Here is a 22,855-nt window from a genome sequence, read left to right as displayed (position 1 = left end):
TTAAATATGATCAAGATTATTTTCTTGGCGAAAGTGACAGACTCGCTTTCCACATGGAATCTAGCAATTTACCAGAAACTAAAAGCGGGTACCGCGCCGGTATACTTCGTTTATCGGTGCCCCCAAAGAGGCAGCTCAACATCATTGCTTGACGGTACTGAGAGATTACAGGTTGCCTTAGCTCTGGTAGAGACTATTGCAAATGATCCTCACATTTCCGTTGTAGTAGAACAACCATTAAGTGTTTTAGTGCCAAACCACAACTCGGAGTCAACCATTTTCCAGCGACCAGCTACAACAACGTGCGTAGTGATTGCAGTTAACCGAGGCGGATATATCTTAGCGATAGATAACGTAGATTTATCAAAATCCAAGCCTTTATCGGGCGTTTACAACAGCGCAGGTCAACTGGCTGTTTTTGATAAAGTAGAAGTGGATTTGAACACTCGAATGGTTTTCAGTGTTGCAGAGTAACGATGAGTTTTGATGATCGGTCAATTTAAGATTTTTCTACAACAATGAAAAAAGGGGCAGCTATGTTCAAACCTAAAGAAGTTCAGCAACTCGAGCAATTAGCCAAGCAATTGCCTCTCCTGGGAAACTTGCTTAAGGAAAGCCAAATCTCAATTGCGAACCTTTAACACTAAATACTAGGTGCGGTTGCCGGTTTCTCAACCTCGTTTAAGTTATTAACCATAGACCCATTACAAACAGGTATGACTATGAAAACAGTTGATGAATACAAGCTTTTACTGAACCAACTTTTAAACCGTCAAATTAGCCCAGCGACAATCGTCGGTCGAGGCTACAAGAACCCGAGGCTAACTGCGAGCGCCTGGCTACATCAGCAATGGCACAACCTTGAGAACCCTAATAATCGTGTTGATTTCGTAGGTGTGACCTCAACAGGGAAAGCGTATGCAAGCGAAGCAAAGGCCATTAGATCTAAAGATCATCAAGCACTCGTTGAGGGTAGGTTCAAATTGCTCTCAGATTGCCTAGTAGTTGACTATGGAGTTATGCCCGCGCCTGGAGGCGATGGCTATATGGTTTACGCTTGTACTGCGAAAAAGGAACCAGCATGAAGAACGATTGCTCAAAAGTGGCCAATTTTGGTGATCTGCTAGCACTATTGATGACCTTGAATATGCTATTGTCAATTGTCGGAATTTTATGGCTATCGAGCATTCGTCAATTTGCATCCGGTTTGCTTGCCGGCGCGTCAACGTTTAAGTGGAGGCAACTAGCAGCACTAGAATTGAACGGTAATGACCCTGTTTGCGATAACGATGGTGAACAATGGCAATACTTGTTGAGTGTCATAGAAAAAGATCTGACAATATCTCATCAATTTCGTCATCGATGTCACCCAAAAACAAAAGAACATGAATACCAAAACATCAGGATAGGGTGACAAATGAACAATGATTTAAGCCGGTTCTTACTTGCCGATAAAGCTCAAATGCAAATCAGACAGTACATTCGTCGTAATGTTAAAGCCAGTCACTTGGCCGAAAAGATCACTAAGCTAATGCACGAGTCCTTCAGTAGTTTGACACTCGCACAACTAGATAAGAAAATTGCTATTCATGGCTTTAGTAACAAATTTGAGATTCTAGCGATCAGTGGTAGGGCCGTGAACGATTTACTCGGCCGGGATTTAAACCTGGTTCTGGACAAACAAGTGCTAGAGGAGGCATGGCAATTGGTATATCGAAATGGTGTATGTCCCTGCAATAACCGTTACCAGTAATGAGCCTACCTATTCTTCACTTTCTCTCTTCATCATCGCTAGCAGTATTCTGTCTAGCGATGATTATCTTCCTTAGAAACCAACTAGCTAAACGAACAGGTCCTACGGTCTACGCAATCATAGGTATTTTCGGTGTTCCACTTCATGAATTATCACATTTGATTGTCGCCGTGTTCTGTGGCCACAAGATTCAATCTGTAAAATTTTACGAACCTGCAGCTGATGGCTCATTGGGCTATGTTAATCACAGTTACCGATTGAGGTGGTATTCGCATATCACTAATTTGTTGATCTCTATCGCCCCTTTGTTTGGGTGTACAGCAGCTGCTTGGCTTGTTACTAAAGCGGTTTTACCTGAGGTTACGACCCTTATCAGTAACTATATAGCTACCGAGTCCATAGGTGTCGATTTTAGCGTTTTAACCAAGAGGGTAGGGCAGATAGCTATGGCAATACACTTATCGCCCCAAAATGGCTATTTGGTGACTTTATGGGGATTTTTTATCTACTCAGTGATCTTGCATTCGGTACCGAGTAGAGTAGATCTTCAAAATGGTGCCAAGGGGATGGCGATCTTACTCATCTTTCTTTTAGCAATTGGCCTGTGTTGGCCTAATCTGCTTGAAGTATTAGCGAACATGATCGAGCACCTTAACAGTTTGTGGTTTATCGTCCTGCTGATCCATTCGTTCAATTTCCTTATTGGCTACTTGGTAGTCAATATTCTCAAGTGTTTCCGGTAGAGTCATGCATCTAACGAGATAGGATAACGAGGCAATTTCTTTTCATGCTATAGGAAAATTTTCTTTATAAGATCTATATATAATATCAAAAATATAGAAACTATAAGATCTATAGGGGATGATGATTTCTTGAAAAACCTCTTTATAAACAGTGCTTTATGAGAACAAAAAAATGTAACCTTTTCATAAAACTGTCATTTACGATCAATCTGTTGTCAAAAACGATCATTTAGCTGTTTTTAGGGATCGTTTTAGTGTTAAAAAGGATCTTTATCGTGTTATTGAAGATCATTTGTATGTTGCCACTTATCCACAAGTCTAAAATATGACCACTTTTCAATGGTTTTGAACGAAAACCACCCGATTTAGCAAGGATTAGATCATTTTTTCGTTTTCTGGATCACATTTACTTGTTAACTTATAAGAGTTGAGGTGAAAAATGACTATTGTAATGACAGCGCAGGATCATTTTTATGTTCTCCTCGTGATCGTTTTAATGTTGGCTTAAAGATCATTTAAACGTCGCTAAAGAGATCATATTATCGTCATCGTATCTTAGGCTCAGTAACTAACATCGTTCATTTCTTTCATCTGCCTAATCTTATCCAAGAACGACTCTTTCTCTTCTTTGGCCTTAACCTCAGGCTCTATAACCTTTTCTTGCTGCCTTTGCTCAACGCGCATGTAGATCTCGCTAGCAGTGTCCGGGTCGCCAAGCACTTGATATGCTTCAGCTAGCAAGGTCAATTCCTCGATGTTCAGCTCTTCTCGTTTGATCCTGAGCTTGGTCTCAAGCGTGCTAATTGTCTTTTTAGCTGTATCTTCACTCATGCTGATCTTGCCGGCCATCCATTTATAGTGAAACTTAATGGCAACGGTAGTTCTACCTTTCTTAACTAGGCTATAGCCCAATTGTCCTGAGTCGCTCTTGAAAAGCATTAGCTCATGCTTGCAGACCTCAGCTATTTCCTCAAAAGCATCAGCTACACAGCGTTTAATGAAAACGCCCGTGGGCTCAAGACTCTTATGCTCTTTACTCAGGTTCCCATTTTCATCTAAAAGACCCAGATACCCTTTCAGCTCCAGAATCTTAAGGGGGCGCTGCTTAAAGCCGGTATCTTTGAATCGAGAGATCATTTCATAGAGGCGCTTACTATAGGTACGTCTGAGACGGTATAGAGGCTTCCGGTTAATGAGGGCGTATCCCTTTTTCTGGTGGTCTATGTACTGCTCTTTCAACTGGGGGTTAGGGATAATGGTGAGCTTTCCGTTTTTGTATCGGATTCTCGATAGGAGCGGCAAGTAGTCCCATTCCTGTGTATCTTCATTCACAAAACCGACAGTCCTGGTTGCTAATCGGTCCGCTACCGGTGCCAACGTAGAGCTCAAGTGGTTTGATTTAATATCAAACCAATCACTAAGTGTTTGTGCAGGGAATTCGTAAGAGGGGGTTTGGCCCGCCCAATGGTCTTCTCGCATATGAGCGATCATAAGATTGAAAACGTTTTGTTCATGAGACGACAATCGTTGACGAGAAAAGATAAGTTCATGTGATTTTTTGAACACCTCAGGCATTGTTTCCTGGAGGCCAAGTTCTACGCGCATTGGATCATCAGTTGAGCGAGCCATTTTCTAACCCTGTATTATTGTCAAAATCATTCTGCCACAATGAGTAAGCTCAATATTACACAAATCCGTTGTTCTTACAAACAGGTTTTTGTCATCCAAAAATACACGATTCTGTCTTTCACTAGTCCGAATTCCGTTGTTTTGGATTGCATGATATTGGCCTGGATATGTGACTGTTTCTGTTACTAGATCTCTGTGTTTTTGTGCGAATGGTACTTCCGACTTCATTTCTCTGTTATTGGGAAATGCTTCTTCGCTAACATACTGGTTTTGTAACTTGCTGAAAAAATAGTAATTATTCCTTTAGATCATTTTCCCGTCATCTTGAGATCATCTATTTGGCATCCTGGGATCATCTTCTTGGCATTTTGATGGGCCGAAATAGGCCTGATCATTATCCTTTTTTTTGTCCTTTAATGTTTTATGTCATTGTTTATAAATAGATATATCGTTCTATATGTCGATTCCGAGCATTTTTTAGCGATCACTTTCTTGTTATGGTGGTTTTATGTCATTTCCTTTTATTTCAATTACTTAATAGGGCATAGCTGTTGTTAACAACAAGAATGTGATCTTTTATGCCTCAAGGACATTTTATTGTTGCCTGTCTTCACCGGGATTACTGCATGATTTTATTAATTATCAATCCCTTATGCGATTACGGTCATGTTTTTGTACCCGCTGCACAACAAAAAAATGTATTCAGATACGCTCCAAATACATTTTTTTGTCATTAGTTCCGGGGGAATTGACAAGTTTTAGCTAAAGAACCGATCCTGATCGTTACCTTTGTTTCTCCAGTACCGACAATCTTGCGGCTTCTTTAACGTCATTGCCCAGGGCGCGATATTTCTTCATCAGCTCACGGTCATCCGGGTCGGTGGAGAAAATCATGAGGGTTTCTGGCTCAAGCTCCAATCGACAGATCTCACTCATTTGTTGGTGGAAGATCATGATTTCTGAATAAGAACCCTTTTTGGTACGGACCGACTTCATAAGTTCAAACTGGTGATCTGAAGCTGAGAACGCCTTATTTTCACGAATAGTGTCAATTGCTGAAGCATCTTGTTCCAGGAACAACTTCCAGTCAGTGTTGGCCATAATTGCGTGGCCAACCGGGTTCATCGTGAAGTCCATTAATCTTTGGCTGATCACCCCGCCTGCGGCACGAACTTTACGAAACTTACGGAATGCGGCTTGTAGGTAGTCGCCTACGAACTCCACCAACGCTCCCTTGTCGCCATCTTTCTCACCAGTCATCCATTGCCAGGCTTCCTCTAGCAAGAAGAGGCTCCGGCGGGCAGTGCCCCCTTGGAAAATTTTGTGCTGGATTTGTGAGATGATGCTAAGAATGGCCACCAACTGCAGATGAATGTCATTTTGAAGTTCTTCTAGCTCGATGACAACTAAGCGACCATTGAAATCAATAGGTGGGTACTTGTTTGAAAACAGCTCGCCGTAGATACCGCCTTCTGCAAAGATGCGAAGCTGCATACCGATTTGGCGCATTTCTTCAAGTTCATGCTCAAGGCACATATTCACGAACATGGTGACAGTAGACTCCTGCCCGTTCTCATTCCACATATTGGTAAGTAGAGTCATCATTTCAGCACGTTGTAATTCAGAAACACCGTGTTTAGGAGCGGCCATGGCTTTAAACATGGTGAGAATCATCGGGCCTTGTCCTTCGTGCTCTTCACCATCTTTGGTAAAACTGGACCAGGAGTGGATTGATTTGAATGGATTAAGGGAATATTTAAAGCCACTATCAAATGCTATGAACTGAGAGTCCTGGAACATTTCAGCTAAGTTTTGATATGAGCGGCCGCTATCCAATACAAACACCTGGGCGCCGTCATCGAACTCAACTAGCTCCATATTTTTTTCGTGAGGCTTTCTAAGAAGTGACCCGCCGGTCTTCACGCCAGAGTTCAAATAGCAGTTAACTATGTAGTTCACTAACACTGATTTACCGGAGCCAGTCTTCGCGCTAAGCATGAAGTTGAAACCGCCATCGGTTTTAAACAGATCCCAGAAGAATATTTGTCCGTTTCGTGTGGTCATCGGCACAATCGGAAGGTGAGTATTCCCTTTCCAAGAGCTCATGTGAGGGGTTAGGTAGCTCATGGCTTCAGATGAGTAGATTGAGTGCCGGCGGAAGTTAGCGTAGTCCTTGTCCATCATACAAGGGACGGTTTGGAAGAATAGGGGACCTGTGAGAACGCTTTCTTTTGTGAATGTGACTTTAGATGTTTCAAAGTACCTGATCATCTTGGCCACTGTGCGATCGGCACGTTCAGCGGTTGCAGAGAAGGTGGTTACATGCGTACCGGAAAAGACCACTTTCCGCTTTTTCTCATCTAACTCATACCACATTTGGTCATAGTCTTGTTTCTGCGCGGCAAGTCCTTGGAACCACTCGAGCAGTTTCCCTTTGGCTTGGCCTATCAACCAGTTTCTACTGTTTGATATATCGCTTCTCGCTTTGCTTTGCTCTGGGTAGAGCATTAACGTGGAGATCATGAAAGGGTCACCATGGGCCACGTTCCCGTATCGGTAGTCACCTACCAGATCCAGCATTTGTCCAAAATGTAGCTCCTCAAATGTGCTAGCAAGTGACATCATCCTGATATGAGTTTGGTTTTCTTTTTCAAACTCTAGTCCCCCAGCTTCATCTACTGCGTTAGGTTTGCCAGTAACGATTCCGTTAGGTGTAAAATGGAATGAGTTACCATCTTCCAGAATTTGACTTGCGAACGAGCGGCTATTGTTTGGTTTATAGATAGGATTGCGCCATAACGCATCTTTAGAAGGGTTGAACAACGACTGCAGGCGCCAAAGTAAGTGCTCTGGCTTTGCTTTTGCGGGAAACAAGCCACCACTTCTTAGACCTTCTTCGACGTCGACTATCAGCTCTTTATATCGCTGCTCTTCGCGGCTATTTGGCAATTGCTCTGCTGTCGGTACCCGAATCGTAAACCAAAATTCGAAATCTCTGATTCGAGCTCCATTGCACATATCCTTAAACACCTTCCCCTCGATATCGTTGGCTAATGACTCTGCCATAGAGGTGGTTAGCTCATTGTCATTACCCATCAGACGGTTACCGCGAGTTGTTTCAAATTGCTGCATGAAATAACTCACATCCGGTACGGCGACCAACTGTGTTTGAATGGTGGTGTTAGCCGGGTATTCTTTATTGAAAATGGCATCTAGAGCATTTTTCTGTTTCTCAATAGGCCCGGGAGCAGGGCTACAGACGAAAACCGTAGCCATTCCGCCACCATCCATGATGTAGTAGTCAGATTCGTAGCCAACAAAACCAAATAAATCCTCAACTTGATCAAATCTAGAGAGGTCTTTGACTTTGTGAAAGTAGTTTGAGAATACGCCCATCACTTTATCCCTTTTTCGGTAACCCCGAGACTGCTATACCCAGATTTAGCTTTTTCCTGCCGGCGTAACTCTTCTTGGCTGGTTTGTTGAATTTGCAGCGGGACAATTCGCCCTGGGCGATCATTAGCTTGTTCACCCACAACCCACTTTTTAGGTTCGACTTCGACATAAACAAAGCCTGGCATGTGCAAATCACCGTCCTTGTCGGTCCATGATGAAATCAATATCCGCATGGTTTTTGGCTGTTGGAGAACCGCGAGTGGCTCAGGGGCTAACGCCATAGGTGATTGCCTGCGTACCATGAGCTTGCCATGTTCATCTTGAACTCCCTGAACGGCGCCGAAAGTACGATTCTTCGGCTCTGCGACTAGTTCGGCTGCTGGCAACTCATCTTGGCGCAGAAGATTTACCGGCTTGTAAACGTCATTTCGAGCTCGACCGAGATCAGTTAAGTCAGCATTGGCCGCAGTGGATTGGACTTCCTGGCGTACTGGAACGGGATTCAAACTATCAGGATCATATGAGGTATCTTGTGGAAAGGCAGGGGCACTACCAGTTTGGGTTTTGCTTGTCGTGGTGGAATTGTATGTACCGTCGTCAAAGGGAATCACCTCCCCATTAGCATCCACTCTACCTTGTATTTTTCCCATCGAGACGTTCAAACCCTCAAGGTTATCCCGGTTGTTGGTTAATTCATAAATTTGACGTGACGATGAACAAGTGGCGCCTTTACCACTGTTGGGACAGGCAAACTCATCTTCTCCAACCTGCATTGAACATCCAGATGCCAACAAGACAGCAGCCCCAAGGCTGCTCAGGAGTATGGACTTTTTCATTCTGCTTGCTCCGTAGTTGTAGCTGATTTCTCACCGTTATCATCAGATTCGTTGGGTTCCTGGGCCTCATCTTTGGGTGAGTTCTCCAACCACTCTAGATATTTCTTAGGAACACCTGCGACGCGTTTGCCATCGATACGCACGAAATATGGCACCTTGTCGATGTCCAGATACATCGCCATTAACATCGGGGTCATCACTCTTTTCAAATCTTCTTCTGAACAATCACGTTGGGCGACGCCTTCTGTCTCTCCTGACATAAGGATCTGAATCGAGTCTGTTGTTGAGTAACCACACCAAGCTTTTAAGGCAGGTGTAATGGCTCCCTTTTGATGCGGCATGATAATGAGGTCTAAATTGACCTTGCTGGGATCCAGCTCTTTGATAAATGCTTGTGATTCTGAGGCCGTTGGGCTGACAAAAACACGCGCTTGTTTCGGCAGGTTTTGGTTACCGAATGGGATCACCGCCAGCTTTTCCATTAGCTTGCCATCCCCAAACTTGTCTAGATGTAACAACCAAGTAGCATCGGCTTGTTCAGCGGTTTTTACCTGCTGCATCGCCCACAAATCTTTTATGTCTCCATCAATCAAAAAACGCCCATTGGAAGAAATGAACATTGGCGGTTTATCTTTCAGCTGAATGAGCATGACGTTCTTGATTGGCAGCATCTTTACGACTTCAATATCGCCTAGACTATCCATCATCGTTTTAATTTCATCACTGAAGGAAGATTGGATCTTGGCCTCTGATTCTTTGAGCTTTGCTGCTTGTTCGAGATCTAAACTGGCATTGGCCTGAAGGGTAAACAAAATGCCGCTTAACCACAGCACGGCTTTACAAGACTGCTTTATCATCCTGCATTCTCCAATGTTTGTAATAATTGACGAGCGGGAACATAGCCTGGTGCTAACTCACCATTAGGCAGCAGCAGGGCGGGGGTGCCAGTTATCCCGAGTGATTCACCTACTCGATACATCTGATCGACAGGGTTCTCACAGGTTTTATGTGCCAGTGCTATATCGCTCTTAGCCTTGGTCAACGCTACAGCTGGATCCTTCGCACACCACACGTCTTTGAGAATTTTGTCCATTTCTGAGTTCACACCACCCCGAGGAAATGCGGCGTAAGCGATGGTGATCCCTAACTTGTTGTATTCGGCTATTTCAGAGTGCAGCTTTCGGCAGTACCCACAAGTTGGGTCGGTAAATACCGTGACTCGATACTTTTCTTGTTTTGCAGGAAACACGATTAGCTGATCTGCAAATGCTGCAAGCTGTTGGTTGGCGAGTTCACGCTGACGGAGCGCGGTGAGATTCAATAGCCCTTCTTCAAAATTGTGGAGTGACCCTGAGAAGATGAATTTGCCATCTTTGGACGCATAAAAAATGCCCCTATCAGATTCCAATTGGTAAAAACCAGATAGGGGCGAGTTACTAACCTTATTGACTTTAAGAGGGAGTAAATTTTCGAACTTGGATTGGGTTTGTTGCTCAGTTAAATCAGCCGCCATTACATTTGGAACAGCTAATCCAGCAAAGAGAGCAAGTGCTGCAGCGAAAACAGCGAGGAGCTGAAGGTTTAACTTCAAAATTGTTCTTGGCATCTGACGGTTTCCTTTCATTAAGAGGGCTCATTTTTTCACACTCAACAAAAATCACATGCCATTTCAATGCTCATTTTGAGCATTGAAATCGGGTAACAGGGTACCGCTACCAGTATAGAATCCGGCCGGTTGCGGGTTAATCAAGAGGGTTTCTAATAGTGGTTTATCAGACGACAAGTTAGGTATAAACACGATGATCGATAAGATGAAGGCGGCACATTTAGCATTACGTAATCTGCTGCTATTCCCCGTAGTGATTTTTTGTTGGGGGATTATTGATATAAAGGCGGCTTCCTATGTCTATGAAGGGAGTTTCGTGTATTTGGTAGCCGTTGATTTTATCGTTTTCGCAATGGCCGCTAGTCATGCCCTTTACTTCCTTAAGTGCGAGGGAACGGTACTGTGGGCTGCCTTGATTTTTTGGCTTAGCCAACTGGCGTTACGAAGCGATATGCATGAGCTAGATGGCTACTTAACCATTGTATTTGCTTGCTTGGTGGTATACCTAGCGATTGCTGAAGCGTATGTCGCCGTGGCCAGAGTAAATATCGTCAATGATGTTCAAGATCCCGAGAACGAATAGAAGTACAGGAGCAATGACGTTGGGCGCATTTAAAGTAGTAGACGCAAAACCGTTTTCCTCAGAAGCGCGAAAGGCGGTGATCTACAAGTATTTTTACCATCTCTCTGCATTTAGGCGCTTTGCTGCGAATTATGATAGTGACAAAGAGTTAAAAAAGGGGTTGGCCGAGCATATGAAAACGCGTAATAAGACTCATAACCTTGGGCTTGATACTGACCAACTTCAAGTCGATCTGCTGGTGATGGTGCAATCCCTTAATTGATTGCACCACAGGCTTGATGCAGCGAAGCTACACACCAAATAGTCTGCTGACGATCTCCTTTTGAGTGGCTTCCCTTCTCAAATACTCTTCTTCATTGGCTTTCCGGGGGTTCTCGATTCCCAACTTCTCTAACTGTAAACGTAACTGATCTATGGAGTTGATTCTGAGATTGTAACTCTCGATGTCAAATTGCACGGCTGAAGCGTTTACCGCGAGTATATGACTCCTCTCCAGCAAGATCTTGAGAATGTCCATGTATTCGAGTTGAGTTGGGATGTCATACCCTTGTGTTTGGAAATAGACTGCCAGGGCTTTTTGATCAATGACCTTGATCGTGGGCGAATTGGCCTCGGCCGCCGCCCACTCTTCTTGAACCTGTTTTTTAATCCAATCCACCAGCGTATTTCTAATAAGGACGACGCTTAGTACCGCTAGAATGAACACAAAAAAATAGTAAAACTTACTCATTTTGCCTTTCGATTTATCAGTCATTCTCATTTCCCTGTTTTAAGCGCCAAGCCACGTTGTACGATAAAGTCCAGTTCTCTACCGCCTAGCACCTCTACCACTGGCCAACTGGAGTCCACCAACTCTAAATAGTATTTGGCTATCATGTCGAATGAAGTGCTGGCACCATTGAGCGCAGCGCTTTGACCCATACTGGCCCAGTCGGTGTTTTGAAACAGAGATTTTTCCCCAGGAGTGGTATTCAAGACGTTGATCGACTGAGGCGCCGCTGCCTTTGATAAACCGCTTAAGAAGCCGGCTGCCATGGCATTACCCATTAAACCTCCAGATTTGGTTACCAAAGTCCCGTCAATGCCGTTCTTACCATCCCGGCCGACCGCATAGGCGTTAAGAGGCACCTCGATCGCCTGGTTATCTTCGGTAATGCAGGAGAGTGTCTCAGCGCGTATAAAGGCGCGTGTAGTCGCTAGGTCGCCAATACTGGTACCAATGACTAAACACTCTCGTATATCTAGCGTGAAGTTGTTCGGCATGATGGCTTCATGCTTTAAGCGCACGAGGACTGGCATTGGCATCTTTTGCTGTTGGCCGCCAGAGGTGGGGGCATCGATACCGTTGATTAGCGTGCCAGTCAAAATCGACCCCGCTGACAACCAAGTGCTGTTATTGTCTTCTTTCTTCTCCTTGGCGTCTTTTGCGGCCGCGGATGTTTGAGGGTTATTGCTTTTCACTTGTTGTGAGTTTTCTGACACAGTAACCATTTCTACGTTTTGTTCTTCGATCATCCCAGTTTCTTTTACGGAGCGCACTTTGCCTTGGGTTACAGTTCGAAGAATGTTTCCTGTGACCAATGGTTGTCTTGTGATCACCTGTGTCTGAGGCTGCTCTACTATTTGAGCTACAGTTGCATTGGGATCGTGTCGGATGACATTACCATTTACGTCAGAATTACTGGCGCCGGCGTCAATAGGAGTTTTGTTATTCATCAACTCCTGTTTCAACTGCTCTAGCCATTGTTTTTGCTGAGCCATGTCGTTACGCATTTTGGAGAGCTCCATTTCCATGCGTTTTTCACGGTCCTTGAGGCGCTGTTCCTGGTTGAAAGCAGCAACTTCTCGGTTTTGAGCATCTGCTGACAGTTGGTTAAATAGCTCCTTGGTCTTTTTCTCTTCCATTTGCTCTACTTCAGCTACAGAGAAAAACTCTGTGCCGGTAGTGTCCTGGCCTATCAGCTTGGGCTTGTTGTCAGACTTGAAGAAAATTGGAACCATGATGTACAAGAAGAGTAGAATTCCACCCCAAATGAACAACTGACGTTTTTTGGGATCAGCAAAAAACTCTTTGATTGCAATCGATGTCATAACTATTCTCCCCCAGTAAGTCCGAGTTCTGCCGCGCTGATCTGCCGACGACGATTGCTCTTCTCTAATTTCTCTACATACAGTTTGTCCCGGACGATATACACCTCAGTGGACTCATAGGGCTGTAAAATCGCTTGGTCTACAAAAGCGACTGCTAAAGCATCTCTACTCAGGCATTGTTCTTCCTTGATCTGATACGCGTAATCAGTTTGGTTATATAGGACTACTACGTCGATATACTCCCTGGAGCCCACATAGCGTTGAGCTGTTTTTTGTCTAATGGCCACCGAGCAAGGTTGGCGGAGGGTTCTGGGGATCTCAACTGATTCGGTGAATCCAGTGGGGATGTTATTCTGAGCGATTGGTAATAGTAAGGCCTTCATTCTGCTAACATGAGATTCGAGACCCAACTCTTCCTGGGGAACGCTGGCAAGACTATCGATTTTTTCCAGTCTTGCGCGCTCTCTTTTGCGTTGAGCGATCTTATATTTTTGTGAAGGGGAGAGTTTCACATCGACGTTTATCATTGCTGGTGGATTGTTGTCAGGCTGTAACACCAAAGAGATAGCAGTTTCTGGTAACCCTTCCTCGTACACCATGATACCTACGGGTGCCATTGAGTTAGTGGTGATGTAAATATAGCCGTCTGACGCCTCTATGATGGACTGGTCATCTGATGTGCGGATAGCCACCATGGAGAAGTTAGTTTTAATCCGGTTCATCAACCCAGCAGCGACTGCAACAGCTATGTTATCTCCAGGCTTAAGCTCGTAATCCTGTACAGGTTTATAACTGGCGCGTAGTGAATCACTAAAGGAGTTTCCCGACTCGTTAATAGCTACTTGCATTGGACGGCCGTAACCGTCAACGGTAGGTTGTGCTGGTAGCCGATTGTCATCTGGCACCTCAGACTTCAAAGAGTCAAAAATGAAGGCGACAGGGCTTTGCCTGTTGATTTTTTCAGCTGGTAGTCGAGCACTCGATGTCTGAATGGGTAAAGTAAAAGAATCCACTTCAGAGTTAGGGATTTGGGGATCAGCAGCAACTGCATGACTTACATAGAGCCCTAACAGCAGGGAGGTTAGTTTCAGGTTGTTGCTCATTCTTTTAACTCCTTAACTTGAGAGCCACTAGCTTCTAAACCATCACGCATTTCTTCTGTTAATTCAGGAATTGAATCTGCTGAAGGAACTTTACGTTGGCGGGTATTTGGCTTGCCTGGGTATTGTTTGAAATATGAGATTTTAGGCATACCGGCGGAAACCCCAATACGGTACTCATACGTCCACGTCTTTTTCATTGGGGTTTGGTTTGGAATGGTGATCTCCCTTTGCCCCCAAACCCATACCACATCTTGGTATTCATCGAAGTAAATATCCTCAAACGTAAACTTCTGCTTTAGTTTTCGCGCATTGATAATACTAATTTGGCGGTCAATTTCGTCTTGAAACTGATCCCTGAGGTTAGGCGTACTAGCTGCTAAAAAGCGCTCCTTCACTAGGTTGATGTTGGCATTACTGACATTGCCTATTAGCTCAGAAAATGCCGTGGCGTGGCCTTTTTTGAAGCCAGAGTTTGCCCAGTCACCCTTTACCTCAATGACGTCAGTCAACGGGGCGTTTGGCAAGGCTATGGCGCCGGGCTCAAAGGTGATAAACCTTATCGCGAACAGTAGAACACCGATACTTAAGAGCAGATTACTCAACAGTGTGATATTCCGTACAGAAATCGCTTCCTTAAGAGACGTCTTGATCTCGGACATATTTCTGAGTAGTGACATTATTTAATAAACTCCCGTTTCAAAGGATCGGCCGCTTTGCTACCAAGTTTCAAAGGCATGAGCCCCCAATACCAAAGTGCATGTTCGACATATCCACGAGGGTGATTGGTAGTGAAGTAGTTAGTGATTTTGAAATACATGAAAGCAAAAAGGGTTGCCTCAACTGCCGCCTTGAAGGTGTATCCCAAAATCAAAGCGATAAAAATTGGAATGAACTGATCGAGAGTGACAAAAAATACTATCAATGGGTCGTTAATTCGTCTTGGTACTCGATATGTATTCATGGCAGAACCCTGTGCTGTGTATAACTGACACTTATTTTGATGCTTTGAATAAAAAACACATCGGTTTCAGTGTTCATTTTGAGCATTGAACTGATACAGAAAGGCCGCTCAATGAGCGGCCTTCTATCAAACAGAATGAGTAGGTAGAACTTAGATGGTACCAGTGAGGAAGATGTTGATGATCTGAACTGATTGGCTCAATAACATACCACCGAGAAAGGCACCGACTGCCAGATAGTAGTTTTGCTTAAGCACGTTAAAAAGAGAAGCAAAGAAAGCCAATAGGGTGATGATCTTGCCCGGCACACCATCAGCCCAGCCAGAGATCTCCGTCCAGATAGAAGTAAAAGCAGCACCGCCGGTACCAGCAGTAGCATCAATTGAAAGCAGCAGACCAACCACAAATAAAGCGACAACCGCGAGAATTTTAAAATTTAATCCGACAGCGGTTGACTCGTAACGAGGTAAAGCAATTGTGTTTTCCATGAATCGTATTCCCGAGTTGTTAAAACAACATCAATTTAGCATCGCGAAATATCTGTGCATTACGTTTCAATGCTCAAAATGAACATCTTAATTTTTACCACGTTATACCGAGCTTACTTACCAGGAATGAAGAGAGGCTAAACTGCTTATGAGTGTAGGCCTTGTACTTGACCCCAGCCCACGATTCCAGGGCTCGTTGCACTTTGACTCCATTGCTTGTCGCGTCAACAAGGCCCAATTCTTTGCTTTGCTCTCCAGTCCAAACTAGACCAGTGAATAAAACATCATCTGTAACTTTGAGCTTGCCATTTCTACCGGTTTTCACATCCTTTTTGAATTGGTTAAACACTGGCTGAAGTAAAGTAGAGTTCGCCAGCTGCATCTGTTCATTGTTCAGCGGGAGCCATGGATTAAGCATGTCCTTGTTCTCGCCGGATGTCAGAGTGACGTTGGTTACGCCTATCTTCTCTGCTAAGGAAGACCAGTTGAGGCTATCGATCCTTACCCCGATGTTGCCAAACATCGATGCTTGCTGGGCTACTATGAAATCCGCGTGAATGATAGCTTGGACGCAAGCAGAGGCACATTGTTTACCTACAACAGCGACAATTGGTTTGCGTGATAAGTCACCACTCAATGCTTCTGAAGTTGTAGGATGTTCTTCAAAATTGGGGAAGGCTGCGTTTAGTTTGGTCTGGATTTCGCCTTGCAGCTTTGGGCTCAGCTCCCCGCGGGCCAGTTTGTATTCGATCAGGGTTTCGGCGATGACCTGAGAGTCCGTAGGTGATCCGCCGGGGGAGTCGGCGTTGATCACTAACATTGATGATTTCTTATTATTCAGTGCTTCCACTATTTTTGCCGCAATGGTATTGCCAGAACTGGTCTCATTGTCATTAAACCCGCCACCTAACTCACCGTTGATGTTCACTACCGCTATGTGTTGAGCTTCGACATTGAAATTATTGATGAGGTTTGTAGCGAGCCCCAGGGCAATGACAAAGGCTAACAACCCAACTTTGCCATAGGTGGTTCGCTTGTAGACCTTTAAAATGTCCTTGGCAACCGACAGTAGCTCATGTTCTGCATTCTTATCCATAATTATATGATTCCTCAAGCAATTTTCATGTAGTTTTTCACTGTGTTTCGGATTGCGTATCCAGTGAGAAACAATGTTGCGACCGGGTACCAGGGGGCGTACTGGCCCAGGAGGTTTGGTAACACCAGGTAGGTGAAAGTGATGATTACTAGGTAGACGAGTGAACGAGTCCAAAACCTGCTCCCTTTTATTGAGATCTGCTCGGGTTCGTAGAGTCTTATCTGTCTTGCGGTGTAACCCTCGTAAATCATGGCAAACAACATTGGCAGCATCATCCAGAGCCAAAATTGGATCACTGTGATCCTATAGATGATCTGGTAAGTCATAATGTGGATGTTTGTGGCAGCCCTTTTTAGAACAGTTTCTCCCTTATAGTTCTGCACGATTTGCTTTAATTTATAGTCTCCTTTTGGGGTTAACGTTTGATCGACCTTTTCTCGTAACCCTGAGTTTTCGTAGTATTTGAAGTAGTTCACCGATACGTCGTTGGTGACATAGCTCCACCGTGTATTGTTGAGCAGCAACGATAGAGATTTGACCTCTGTCTCCATTTGTTGTTGAAAAGTATTGCTTGGCACAAACGCCAGTACCACAATCAGTGAAAGGGTGAAAATCAGTAGGATAACCCCTAGCAGCTTGGTTGCCCCATGTTCTTTGACTAGTTCAGCCATCAGTTAGCAATCCTTTAAATTGGTTGGCCTAAGCGATAGACGCTATCCATATTCGGCAAGGGAAGCCCAAGCATATTCAATTGCCGGCGATCAAATACATGCCTCGCTAACAACATGCAGATGCACATTTCCGGTATTTCAGATTGTTTTTCAATATATTCGACTCGCAAGCAATCACAGGTTGCGGTAGGAGAGAAACAATCACTGACTTTACACTTTTTAGCCCATTTGGACTCGAGCTCTATCTGCTTGCGGAAGTCGTCAAATGTCTGGTTCACACAATCCCAGTAGATCCGTTCATGCGCCGTGACTTTGTAGCTCACCTTGAAATGGCTGATCTTGTATAGCTCCCCCAAAATGGCCTGTGCAAATGCCGTGAATTGGGACTCAATACCATTGTCGAACTCTGACTCCCAGGCGAGCGACGCTTTGACCATGATTGAGTCAATTAAAGCTAGATCCTTCCAGACCAATAGGGTGTTGCCACCCACGTAGCTGTGAAGACGGTCATAAACTTGCTGCACCCCGCCATGTTTAGCGGTAAGTTGTTTGATATTCATTGACTCTTTCCTGTGATAATGGGGAGCTTGCATTTGAGTTTTTGACCGTTTGCAAGTCGCGCCACATACTGCAATTTAGGTAAGTCACCTAGGAGTGCCGGCGGGAACATATCTTCTCTGGATTTGGTCACGTTCTCCTTATAACCACCGGAAAACTCGGTCAACCCTTGTCCGGTTGCCGACTGGATGGCGTATTGCACGCCGACATCCCGAATGTTTGTCTTGCTAAATTGTCTGGACACGTATTCCTGAGTTTTATAGTCCGTTACCTTCATTGAGAAGTAATTGTTGCATAGGCCAAGGTAGCGCTCTGCCGTTGCGTCATCTGTCTGGTCTATTAAATCTGGTATGGTTTGTGTGGACAAAACAAACTGACATTTGGCTGCACGACCCTGGGCCAGGTTGTTGAGCAGCGAGTCATTTCCTGCTACCGCGGCGTGTACTTCATCGACAAGAATACTGAGGCGACGTTCTTCCCCATTGCCATAGTTGTAACGGAATCCTAAGCAGCCTGACACATCGGCAAGTAGCAATTTTGCAAGGTGGCCAGCAGTACGGGGGTCATTCATCGAGTTTAAGGCACAGTAAATCACACCACCGTTTTGAATGACCCGCTTGATGTCGATCACTTCTCTATCAGTGTCACGTTTAGGAGAAAGCAGCTCATCTAGAGGGTTACTGCATAACACCTTGAATAATGGGAAAACGCTAGCCAGCATTTTTTGAGCGTGTTCATGGTTGTGTGTGACGAATTGGACCACATCATCGACAGCAGCTTCCTTTTCAGAACTGGGGATTTCGGTGTTGTAGAAACTCAACATGCCAAGTAGAAGTGTCTCTCCCATGTTTAGCATGATCTCTGACTTTTCTTCCTGCCAGTTGTTGCCAAATCGCTTGCGATAAAATACTGAGAGCACTTTCTGAAGCAACTCGGACTTGCCCGTTCTCATGTAACGGTATATCTCGGTTAATTTGGGGCTTTCTGAGCAGTAAATCATTCCGTCAGTGACTTGCGAGATAGTTTGCCAACCAAATTCAATGAACGAATCTGTTGCGTTAGCTCCTGTCTTAAGCAATGAAGCTATACGCGTGGGGATCTCAGATGGCGTGGCAAAGTTTTTGAGAATATCAATCGCACAAGACTCACTCGGCCGGGCAGGGCAAAACTCATAGAATTTATGTTCGATACCTAGCTTTTGGGTCTCTTCACGTAATCCATTCTTAAGCTGATGATCATCTTTAGGATCGATGATAATCAGTGCGTTGCCCATGTGTAGAAAACCGGTACCTAACAGACGTAGCAGTGTCGTTTTGCCTGAGCCCACTTGCCCTGTAATGAACGTATGGCCATAGAAGACCTCCTCGTTCACCAGGATGTCCTGCTCGTCACCGAGAGCGTGTATCCATGTTTTGCCACCCAGAGAAAGGGTGTGCTTCTTGTAATATTTGACAATTGGTTTGAGGGCAAATGGCAGCTCAATTTCTTCATGATTGTTAGTCATATCACTTATCTGATATGCGCGCTGGGCCTGTACAGGCCCCCATTCGAACCCTCTACCGATGAATAACTCACGCTTGTTTGTATGGTGGAAGTTCTCGGGTTGAGAGTTTTGCTCTGCCCGGTTAATAAACCTTAGAAGTCCAATATCAATGAACTCTAACTTATTGACAAAGAGCTTCAGTTGCATCTTCATCTTAGGATAGGCTGCGAGCATCTTAATTAGACCAACGCCGACAAGGCCACCAGCGAAGATTAGTGGCATATCTGCCGCGGTTTCTTGCGTATTGAACCCTCCCACTATGGCTGTCGTGATCCCAGCTCCTACGTATACATACGCGGAGTTAAGTTCGTACAAAGGACGATAGATGGTTTCAGAGAAGGTGATGCTATTTCTATTTCTCATTGTTATTTCTCAATTTCCATTTCAGTTCTTCAAGCTGAACAGAGGGAATGCAGACCGTAATGTTTCCTTCGGAATCTGTCATAGGTGAAATTTTTTCTGCCTTGAGCATTGCCCTGAGCTGACTCCGGGTGAGTGAGCTATCAATGTCTTTCAGTATTTTTAAAAGCATTTGATACGGCATTGTTTCTGGCTCATGAACCGATAATGGTTCTTCACCGTTATGGTCGATCACCGGCTGAGTGGGAACCTTACGTTGTCGCGTACTTTTCTTTGGGACCTGTTCCGGTGCATCAGGAGTATTGCTGGTGGTCTCCGGTACATCAGGAACATCACTGGAGGCCACCGGTGCATCAGGAGTATTGGTGGTGGTCTCCGGTACATCAGGAACATCACTGGAGGCCACCGGTGCATCAGGAGTATTGCTGGCGGTCTCCGGTACATCAGGAACATCACTGGAGGCCACCGGTGCATCAGGAGTATTGCTGGTGGTCTCCGGTGTATCAGGAACATCACTGGAGGCCACCGGTGCATCAGGAGTATCGCTGGTGGTCTCTGCGGCGGTCGAATCCTCGAGGGGGAGGCTATGTTGTGCTTCAGTCTGATCCTGGCAAGGTTGGCCTTTACTGATTTTGTCTAATTTAAAATGAGCAGCCACATCATCGGCCAATACGATATAGGTTACCTTGGTACCCTTGAGATTCATTACGCTGGTATTTCGCTTGTTGTCAAAGAGCTTCAGCATTTGTAGGAAGGTCAACGCATTAAGAATTTGTGGTCTGTTTTGGCCTGACTCAGTGGTGAGGAAGTCCAAGTTTATGCAGACCTCCTGGTTGTCATTTGTCCAGATGGAATCGGGAGCACTATTGTTTAACAGCTTCAGTAAAGCTTCATCCAACGGTTTCGCCCTTCGCTTCTTCGTCATCCAAGGGTAGTGCAGTGGCGCATCGGTTGCAGACTGACCATTTGTTTGAGTAGATGCATCAACTTGGTCGACCTCGGTCGTTCTATTAGCTGCTTTTTTCTCGGTCGAGGAGGACGTTGGTTGAGGTGTTTTTGCTGGGCTCCTTTTGGAACTAGGTTTCTTAGCACTGCCGCGTTTAGGGGAGTCCTTCTTAGTTCCTGGTTGTGAAGGAGCTGATTGTGGCGATTTCTCCGCTGGTTGAACTAACCCTAGAGGCTCTTTAGGGGCTGCTGGTTCCTCCGGTGGTATCTCTACTTTGGGGGTGACAACTGAAAAACCATCATCATTATAGAGTTGATGCACATTGAGAGTTTTCTGAGTGTTGTAGCGCAGCGAGCCCATGACATTGTTCGGGAGCGGATTATCGCCGATGACAAAGTTTGGCCATTCGCATTTAATAACTGTTATTGGCGAGGTCTTCGCCAACTCACCTGTTCGGTGCTCGATAAACTGGTGGATGTCGTTTTCACTGTATTTTCCCAGGTATAAATTTGCGAACGTACTCTTACTGCTCATTGCAGACAGGATTCGTTTGTCGATGAGAATGCTAATGAGCGCTCGGCTGGATGTAGGGATTTTTATATCGTACTCGAGACACTTTTCGATGACCTGTCTGATTGGTCGCTCTGCAGCCAAGTAAACTTCACCATTGAAGATAAAAACGTCTGAACCAGGTCTATTTACTTTCCAGTCTGAGTACAACATACGAAGCGCATTGACGACTCCCATTGTGAGTGATTTTTTTCGAGATGAGTCATGTAACCAAACACGGGCATAGTCAGCGTAGGTTGAATCTGAGTCTGCTTTTCTCACCGCGTTGAAGAGGTAGCCACGATAGGAGTGATAATGTACTAATGTTTGAGTGATCATAGAGTACAAATCGTCATGGCTTCCAAGTAGGTAGTCTTTAGCCATTCGGTTCAACACGAGCGGCAAGAAATGAACCGAATTGGTTTCATGGTCATTCTGCAGTCGGTTTTTGTTATGGATGACGGAGTAACGGTGAATATTGTTTCTCTGGGCCCACTCAAAAATGTTCTCGTTCAGCGGGTGCCATACTTCCCCATTTTCCCCAATGACCTGAACATTTGATATAACCTTGCCGGCATCGTGAAGCAATCCACATACCCAGGCGGCATATTCGTACCGAGGTCTCCTGGCTTGGTCCTCGTCGATTAAGCCCATCTCATCTAGCATATAGCTCATAGCGTTCTGAAGAGCGCGAATAGACACATCTAGGGAGTGTTCTAACAGGCCACCAATGTATTGATGGTGATCCATTTCAGAAGCAGGGATGAGATGGCAATAGCCTATAAATTCCCGAATGGTGTGCAATACCAAATCACGTTGGGCAAACTGGGCACCATCTATAGCCAGCCCGATGTCTCTTTCTATTATCTTGATTTTCGCATCGTGCCGTCTGATTAACATTTCAGCACTGGAAATTGGGATAAGCGAATTCTTTAGAGGATAGTGTAATAGGTTGTCTAATACCTGAGCTTCAGACTCAATCTGCTGATTGAGTCTATCCGCCTTCCTAATTGAAAAATGTTTGCCAAAACGTTCTTGGATATTATCCTTCGTTCTGGCAAGCAGATATTTAACCTTAATACCTAAACTCATTAGACGGCCTCTGACAGTTCTTCCTGCTCAGATTCAATAGGTGCCTTAGCTTTTTTGGGTTTAATTGCTGCCGGTTCGGATTTAACTTCAACTGTTGAATCTTTGCTTTCACCTTTGTCAGTATCATCTAAATTAGTTGCTGGCTGACCCTCAGTATCGTCGAGTTTATTTACCTCATTAACACCTGGCTCACCTTTAATGGTTTCATCAGGATATAAAGTGAAGACTCCACTCTTTAACCCCTCAATGAAAAATTCAGCACTAAATGCTCCACCTTCTCGTTTCCCAGGTTTTGTGGTACTGAAAACTTTCATCGAAATTTGAGTGAGGATATACAGGGCTTGTGTTCGCGAATCCTTTTCAACTGAATCTTCGTTCCATGAAGATGATAACTCCATCGCTTCAATATCATCCATTATGAAGTCGATTTTTGAAATCAGATCAATAACTGCCATGTGACTTTTATGGATAACATCAAATCTGACTTTCATGCTTGGGTTTTTTATGTCGACAAAATTAATGCTTGAGATACTCTCCTCTTGTAGTTTCTCATAATGTGCAATAAGTTTCTCAATTTCTTTTTGCGCTTTGCCAATTATCTCATTGCTGAACCACTCTTTCAGTTGATTGAATACTTCTAGGTTATTTGCGTTATTTGTCATCTTGAATAGTTCGGCAATTCTGTACATTGCATTATTCAGAGTACGCCCTGAGCGACTTCTCATGAATAGAAATACAGCTTCAGATTTGAATTCAAGTTCAGCCACACCGGTTTTTCTGCGAATAGTGTCTTTGCTATTTGATTTTGGGGTGCGTTTAGTATCTTCAATTTTTGTAGTCATATGACCATCTC

General features: G+C 44.5%; 23 protein-coding genes. 6 read left to right on the top strand and 17 right to left on the bottom strand.

Annotation, left to right across the window (positions count from 1 at the left end; all coding sequences use genetic code 11):
- Positions 1 to 6: 6 nt before the first annotated feature.
- The 4 genes from M0415_RS20275 (at position 7) to M0415_RS20260 (ending at position 1,753) form a co-directional block, all read left to right on the top strand.
- A complete protein-coding gene (locus M0415_RS20275; protein WP_123115250.1) occupies positions 7 to 474 on the top strand; it encodes a hypothetical protein in 468 nt (155 codons plus the stop codon).
- Between the two features lie 248 nt (positions 475 to 722).
- Positions 723 to 1,085: a hypothetical protein gene (locus M0415_RS20270; RefSeq protein ID WP_123115251.1), complete on the top strand. Its 363-nt coding sequence runs from the start codon at positions 723 to 725 to the stop codon at positions 1,083 to 1,085.
- The gene (locus tag M0415_RS20265; RefSeq protein ID WP_086903432.1) at positions 1,082 to 1,414 is read left to right on the top strand and encodes a hypothetical protein; all 333 of its coding nucleotides are present in this window, start codon (positions 1,082 to 1,084) and stop codon (positions 1,412 to 1,414) included. Before M0415_RS20270 ends, M0415_RS20265 begins: the two co-directional genes overlap by 4 nt.
- A 3-nt stretch (positions 1,415 to 1,417) precedes the next feature.
- A complete protein-coding gene (locus M0415_RS20260) occupies positions 1,418 to 1,753 on the top strand; it encodes a hypothetical protein (protein ID WP_123115252.1) in 336 nt (111 codons plus the stop codon).
- A gap of 1,304 nt (positions 1,754 to 3,057) precedes the next feature.
- Here M0415_RS20260 and M0415_RS20255 read toward each other — a convergent pair.
- The 5 genes from M0415_RS20255 to M0415_RS20235 all read right to left on the bottom strand — a co-directional run bounded on the left by M0415_RS20255 (position 3,058) and on the right by M0415_RS20235 (position 9,963).
- Entirely contained in the window at positions 3,058 to 4,125 is a 1,068-nt protein-coding gene (locus tag M0415_RS20255) for a replication initiation protein (RefSeq protein ID WP_086903435.1), read from the bottom strand.
- Positions 4,126 to 4,908: 783 nt separating this feature from the next.
- Positions 4,909 to 7,521: a TraC family protein gene (locus tag M0415_RS20250; RefSeq protein ID WP_123115254.1), complete on the bottom strand. Its 2,613-nt coding sequence runs from the start codon at positions 7,519 to 7,521 to the stop codon at positions 4,909 to 4,911.
- On the bottom strand, positions 7,521 to 8,357 hold the full coding sequence (locus M0415_RS20245; protein ID WP_123115255.1) for a TraV family lipoprotein: 837 nt from the start codon (positions 8,355 to 8,357) through the stop codon (positions 7,521 to 7,523). Before M0415_RS20245 ends, M0415_RS20250 begins: the two co-directional genes overlap by 1 nt.
- A complete protein-coding gene (locus tag M0415_RS20240) occupies positions 8,354 to 9,214 on the bottom strand; it encodes a thioredoxin domain-containing protein (protein WP_123115256.1) in 861 nt (286 codons plus the stop codon). Before M0415_RS20240 ends, M0415_RS20245 begins: the two co-directional genes overlap by 4 nt.
- The gene (locus M0415_RS20235) at positions 9,211 to 9,963 is read right to left on the bottom strand and encodes a thioredoxin fold domain-containing protein (RefSeq protein WP_249556666.1); all 753 of its coding nucleotides are present in this window, start codon (positions 9,961 to 9,963) and stop codon (positions 9,211 to 9,213) included. Before M0415_RS20235 ends, M0415_RS20240 begins: the two co-directional genes overlap by 4 nt.
- 193 nt (positions 9,964 to 10,156) lie before the next feature.
- Here M0415_RS20235 and M0415_RS20230 point away from each other — a divergent pair, with 193 nt between their 5' ends.
- Both M0415_RS20230 and M0415_RS20225 read left to right on the top strand, forming a co-directional pair.
- Entirely contained in the window at positions 10,157 to 10,546 is a 390-nt protein-coding gene (locus M0415_RS20230; protein WP_123115258.1) for a hypothetical protein, read from the top strand.
- A 13-nt stretch (positions 10,547 to 10,559) separates the two neighbouring features.
- A complete protein-coding gene (locus M0415_RS20225; RefSeq protein ID WP_123115259.1) occupies positions 10,560 to 10,808 on the top strand; it encodes a hypothetical protein in 249 nt (82 codons plus the stop codon).
- A gap of 27 nt (positions 10,809 to 10,835) precedes the next feature.
- Here the strand turns inward: M0415_RS20225 and M0415_RS20220 are convergent, their stop codons facing one another.
- The 12 genes from M0415_RS20220 to M0415_RS20165 all read right to left on the bottom strand — a co-directional run bounded on the left by M0415_RS20220 (position 10,836) and on the right by M0415_RS20165 (position 22,844).
- The gene (locus M0415_RS20220; protein WP_123115260.1) at positions 10,836 to 11,300 is read right to left on the bottom strand and encodes a hypothetical protein; all 465 of its coding nucleotides are present in this window, start codon (positions 11,298 to 11,300) and stop codon (positions 10,836 to 10,838) included.
- A gap of 2 nt (positions 11,301 to 11,302) precedes the next feature.
- Positions 11,303 to 12,637, bottom strand: coding sequence for a TrbI/VirB10 family protein (locus M0415_RS20215; protein WP_123115261.1), 1,335 nt, complete (start codon positions 12,635 to 12,637; stop codon positions 11,303 to 11,305).
- Between the two features lie 2 nt (positions 12,638 to 12,639).
- Positions 12,640 to 13,740, bottom strand: a complete 1,101-nt coding sequence (locus M0415_RS20210; RefSeq protein WP_123115262.1) for a TraK domain-containing protein — start codon at positions 13,738 to 13,740, stop codon at positions 12,640 to 12,642.
- Positions 13,737 to 14,417 carry a TraE/TraK family type IV conjugative transfer system protein gene (locus M0415_RS20205; protein WP_123115263.1) on the bottom strand — a complete coding sequence of 227 codons (681 nt, stop codon included), beginning with the start codon at positions 14,415 to 14,417 and terminating at the stop codon, positions 13,737 to 13,739. Before M0415_RS20205 ends, M0415_RS20210 begins: the two co-directional genes overlap by 4 nt.
- Positions 14,417 to 14,701 (bottom strand): type IV conjugative transfer system protein TraL, encoded by a 285-nt coding sequence (gene traL / locus M0415_RS20200; protein WP_123115264.1) that lies wholly within the window; start codon positions 14,699 to 14,701, stop codon positions 14,417 to 14,419. The genes M0415_RS20205 and traL overlap by 1 nt, the downstream gene beginning before the upstream one ends.
- A gap of 150 nt (positions 14,702 to 14,851) precedes the next feature.
- The gene (locus tag M0415_RS20195; protein WP_123115265.1) at positions 14,852 to 15,187 is read right to left on the bottom strand and encodes a hypothetical protein; all 336 of its coding nucleotides are present in this window, start codon (positions 15,185 to 15,187) and stop codon (positions 14,852 to 14,854) included.
- 94 nt (positions 15,188 to 15,281) lie between these two features.
- Complete coding sequence (locus M0415_RS20190; RefSeq protein WP_123115266.1) at positions 15,282 to 16,283, bottom strand: S49 family peptidase; 1,002 nt, start codon at positions 16,281 to 16,283, stop codon at positions 15,282 to 15,284.
- 14 nt (positions 16,284 to 16,297) lie between these two features.
- On the bottom strand, positions 16,298 to 16,954 hold the full coding sequence (locus M0415_RS20185; RefSeq protein ID WP_123115267.1) for an IncC plasmid conjugative DNA transfer DtrJ family protein: 657 nt from the start codon (positions 16,952 to 16,954) through the stop codon (positions 16,298 to 16,300).
- A gap of 14 nt (positions 16,955 to 16,968) precedes the next feature.
- The gene (locus M0415_RS20180; RefSeq protein WP_123115268.1) at positions 16,969 to 17,514 is read right to left on the bottom strand and encodes a hypothetical protein; all 546 of its coding nucleotides are present in this window, start codon (positions 17,512 to 17,514) and stop codon (positions 16,969 to 16,971) included.
- Positions 17,511 to 19,418: a conjugative transfer system coupling protein TraD gene (gene traD, locus M0415_RS20175; protein WP_123115269.1), complete on the bottom strand. Its 1,908-nt coding sequence runs from the start codon at positions 19,416 to 19,418 to the stop codon at positions 17,511 to 17,513. The genes M0415_RS20180 and traD overlap by 4 nt, the downstream gene beginning before the upstream one ends.
- Complete coding sequence (gene mobH, locus M0415_RS20170; protein WP_249560520.1) at positions 19,408 to 22,002, bottom strand: MobH family relaxase; 2,595 nt, start codon at positions 22,000 to 22,002, stop codon at positions 19,408 to 19,410. Before mobH ends, traD begins: the two co-directional genes overlap by 11 nt.
- On the bottom strand, positions 22,002 to 22,844 hold the full coding sequence (locus M0415_RS20165; protein ID WP_123115271.1) for a hypothetical protein: 843 nt from the start codon (positions 22,842 to 22,844) through the stop codon (positions 22,002 to 22,004). The genes mobH and M0415_RS20165 overlap by 1 nt, the downstream gene beginning before the upstream one ends.
- Between the last annotated feature and the right edge of the window lie 11 nt (positions 22,845 to 22,855).

It is taken from the genome of Shewanella sp. 10B (genome assembly GCF_023475885.1).
Lineage (GTDB): Bacteria > Pseudomonadota > Gammaproteobacteria > Enterobacterales > Shewanellaceae > Shewanella > Shewanella mangrovisoli.
The sequence above is the reverse complement of the archived record's forward strand: the minus strand, read 5'-3'. Positions and strand labels throughout refer to the sequence as shown.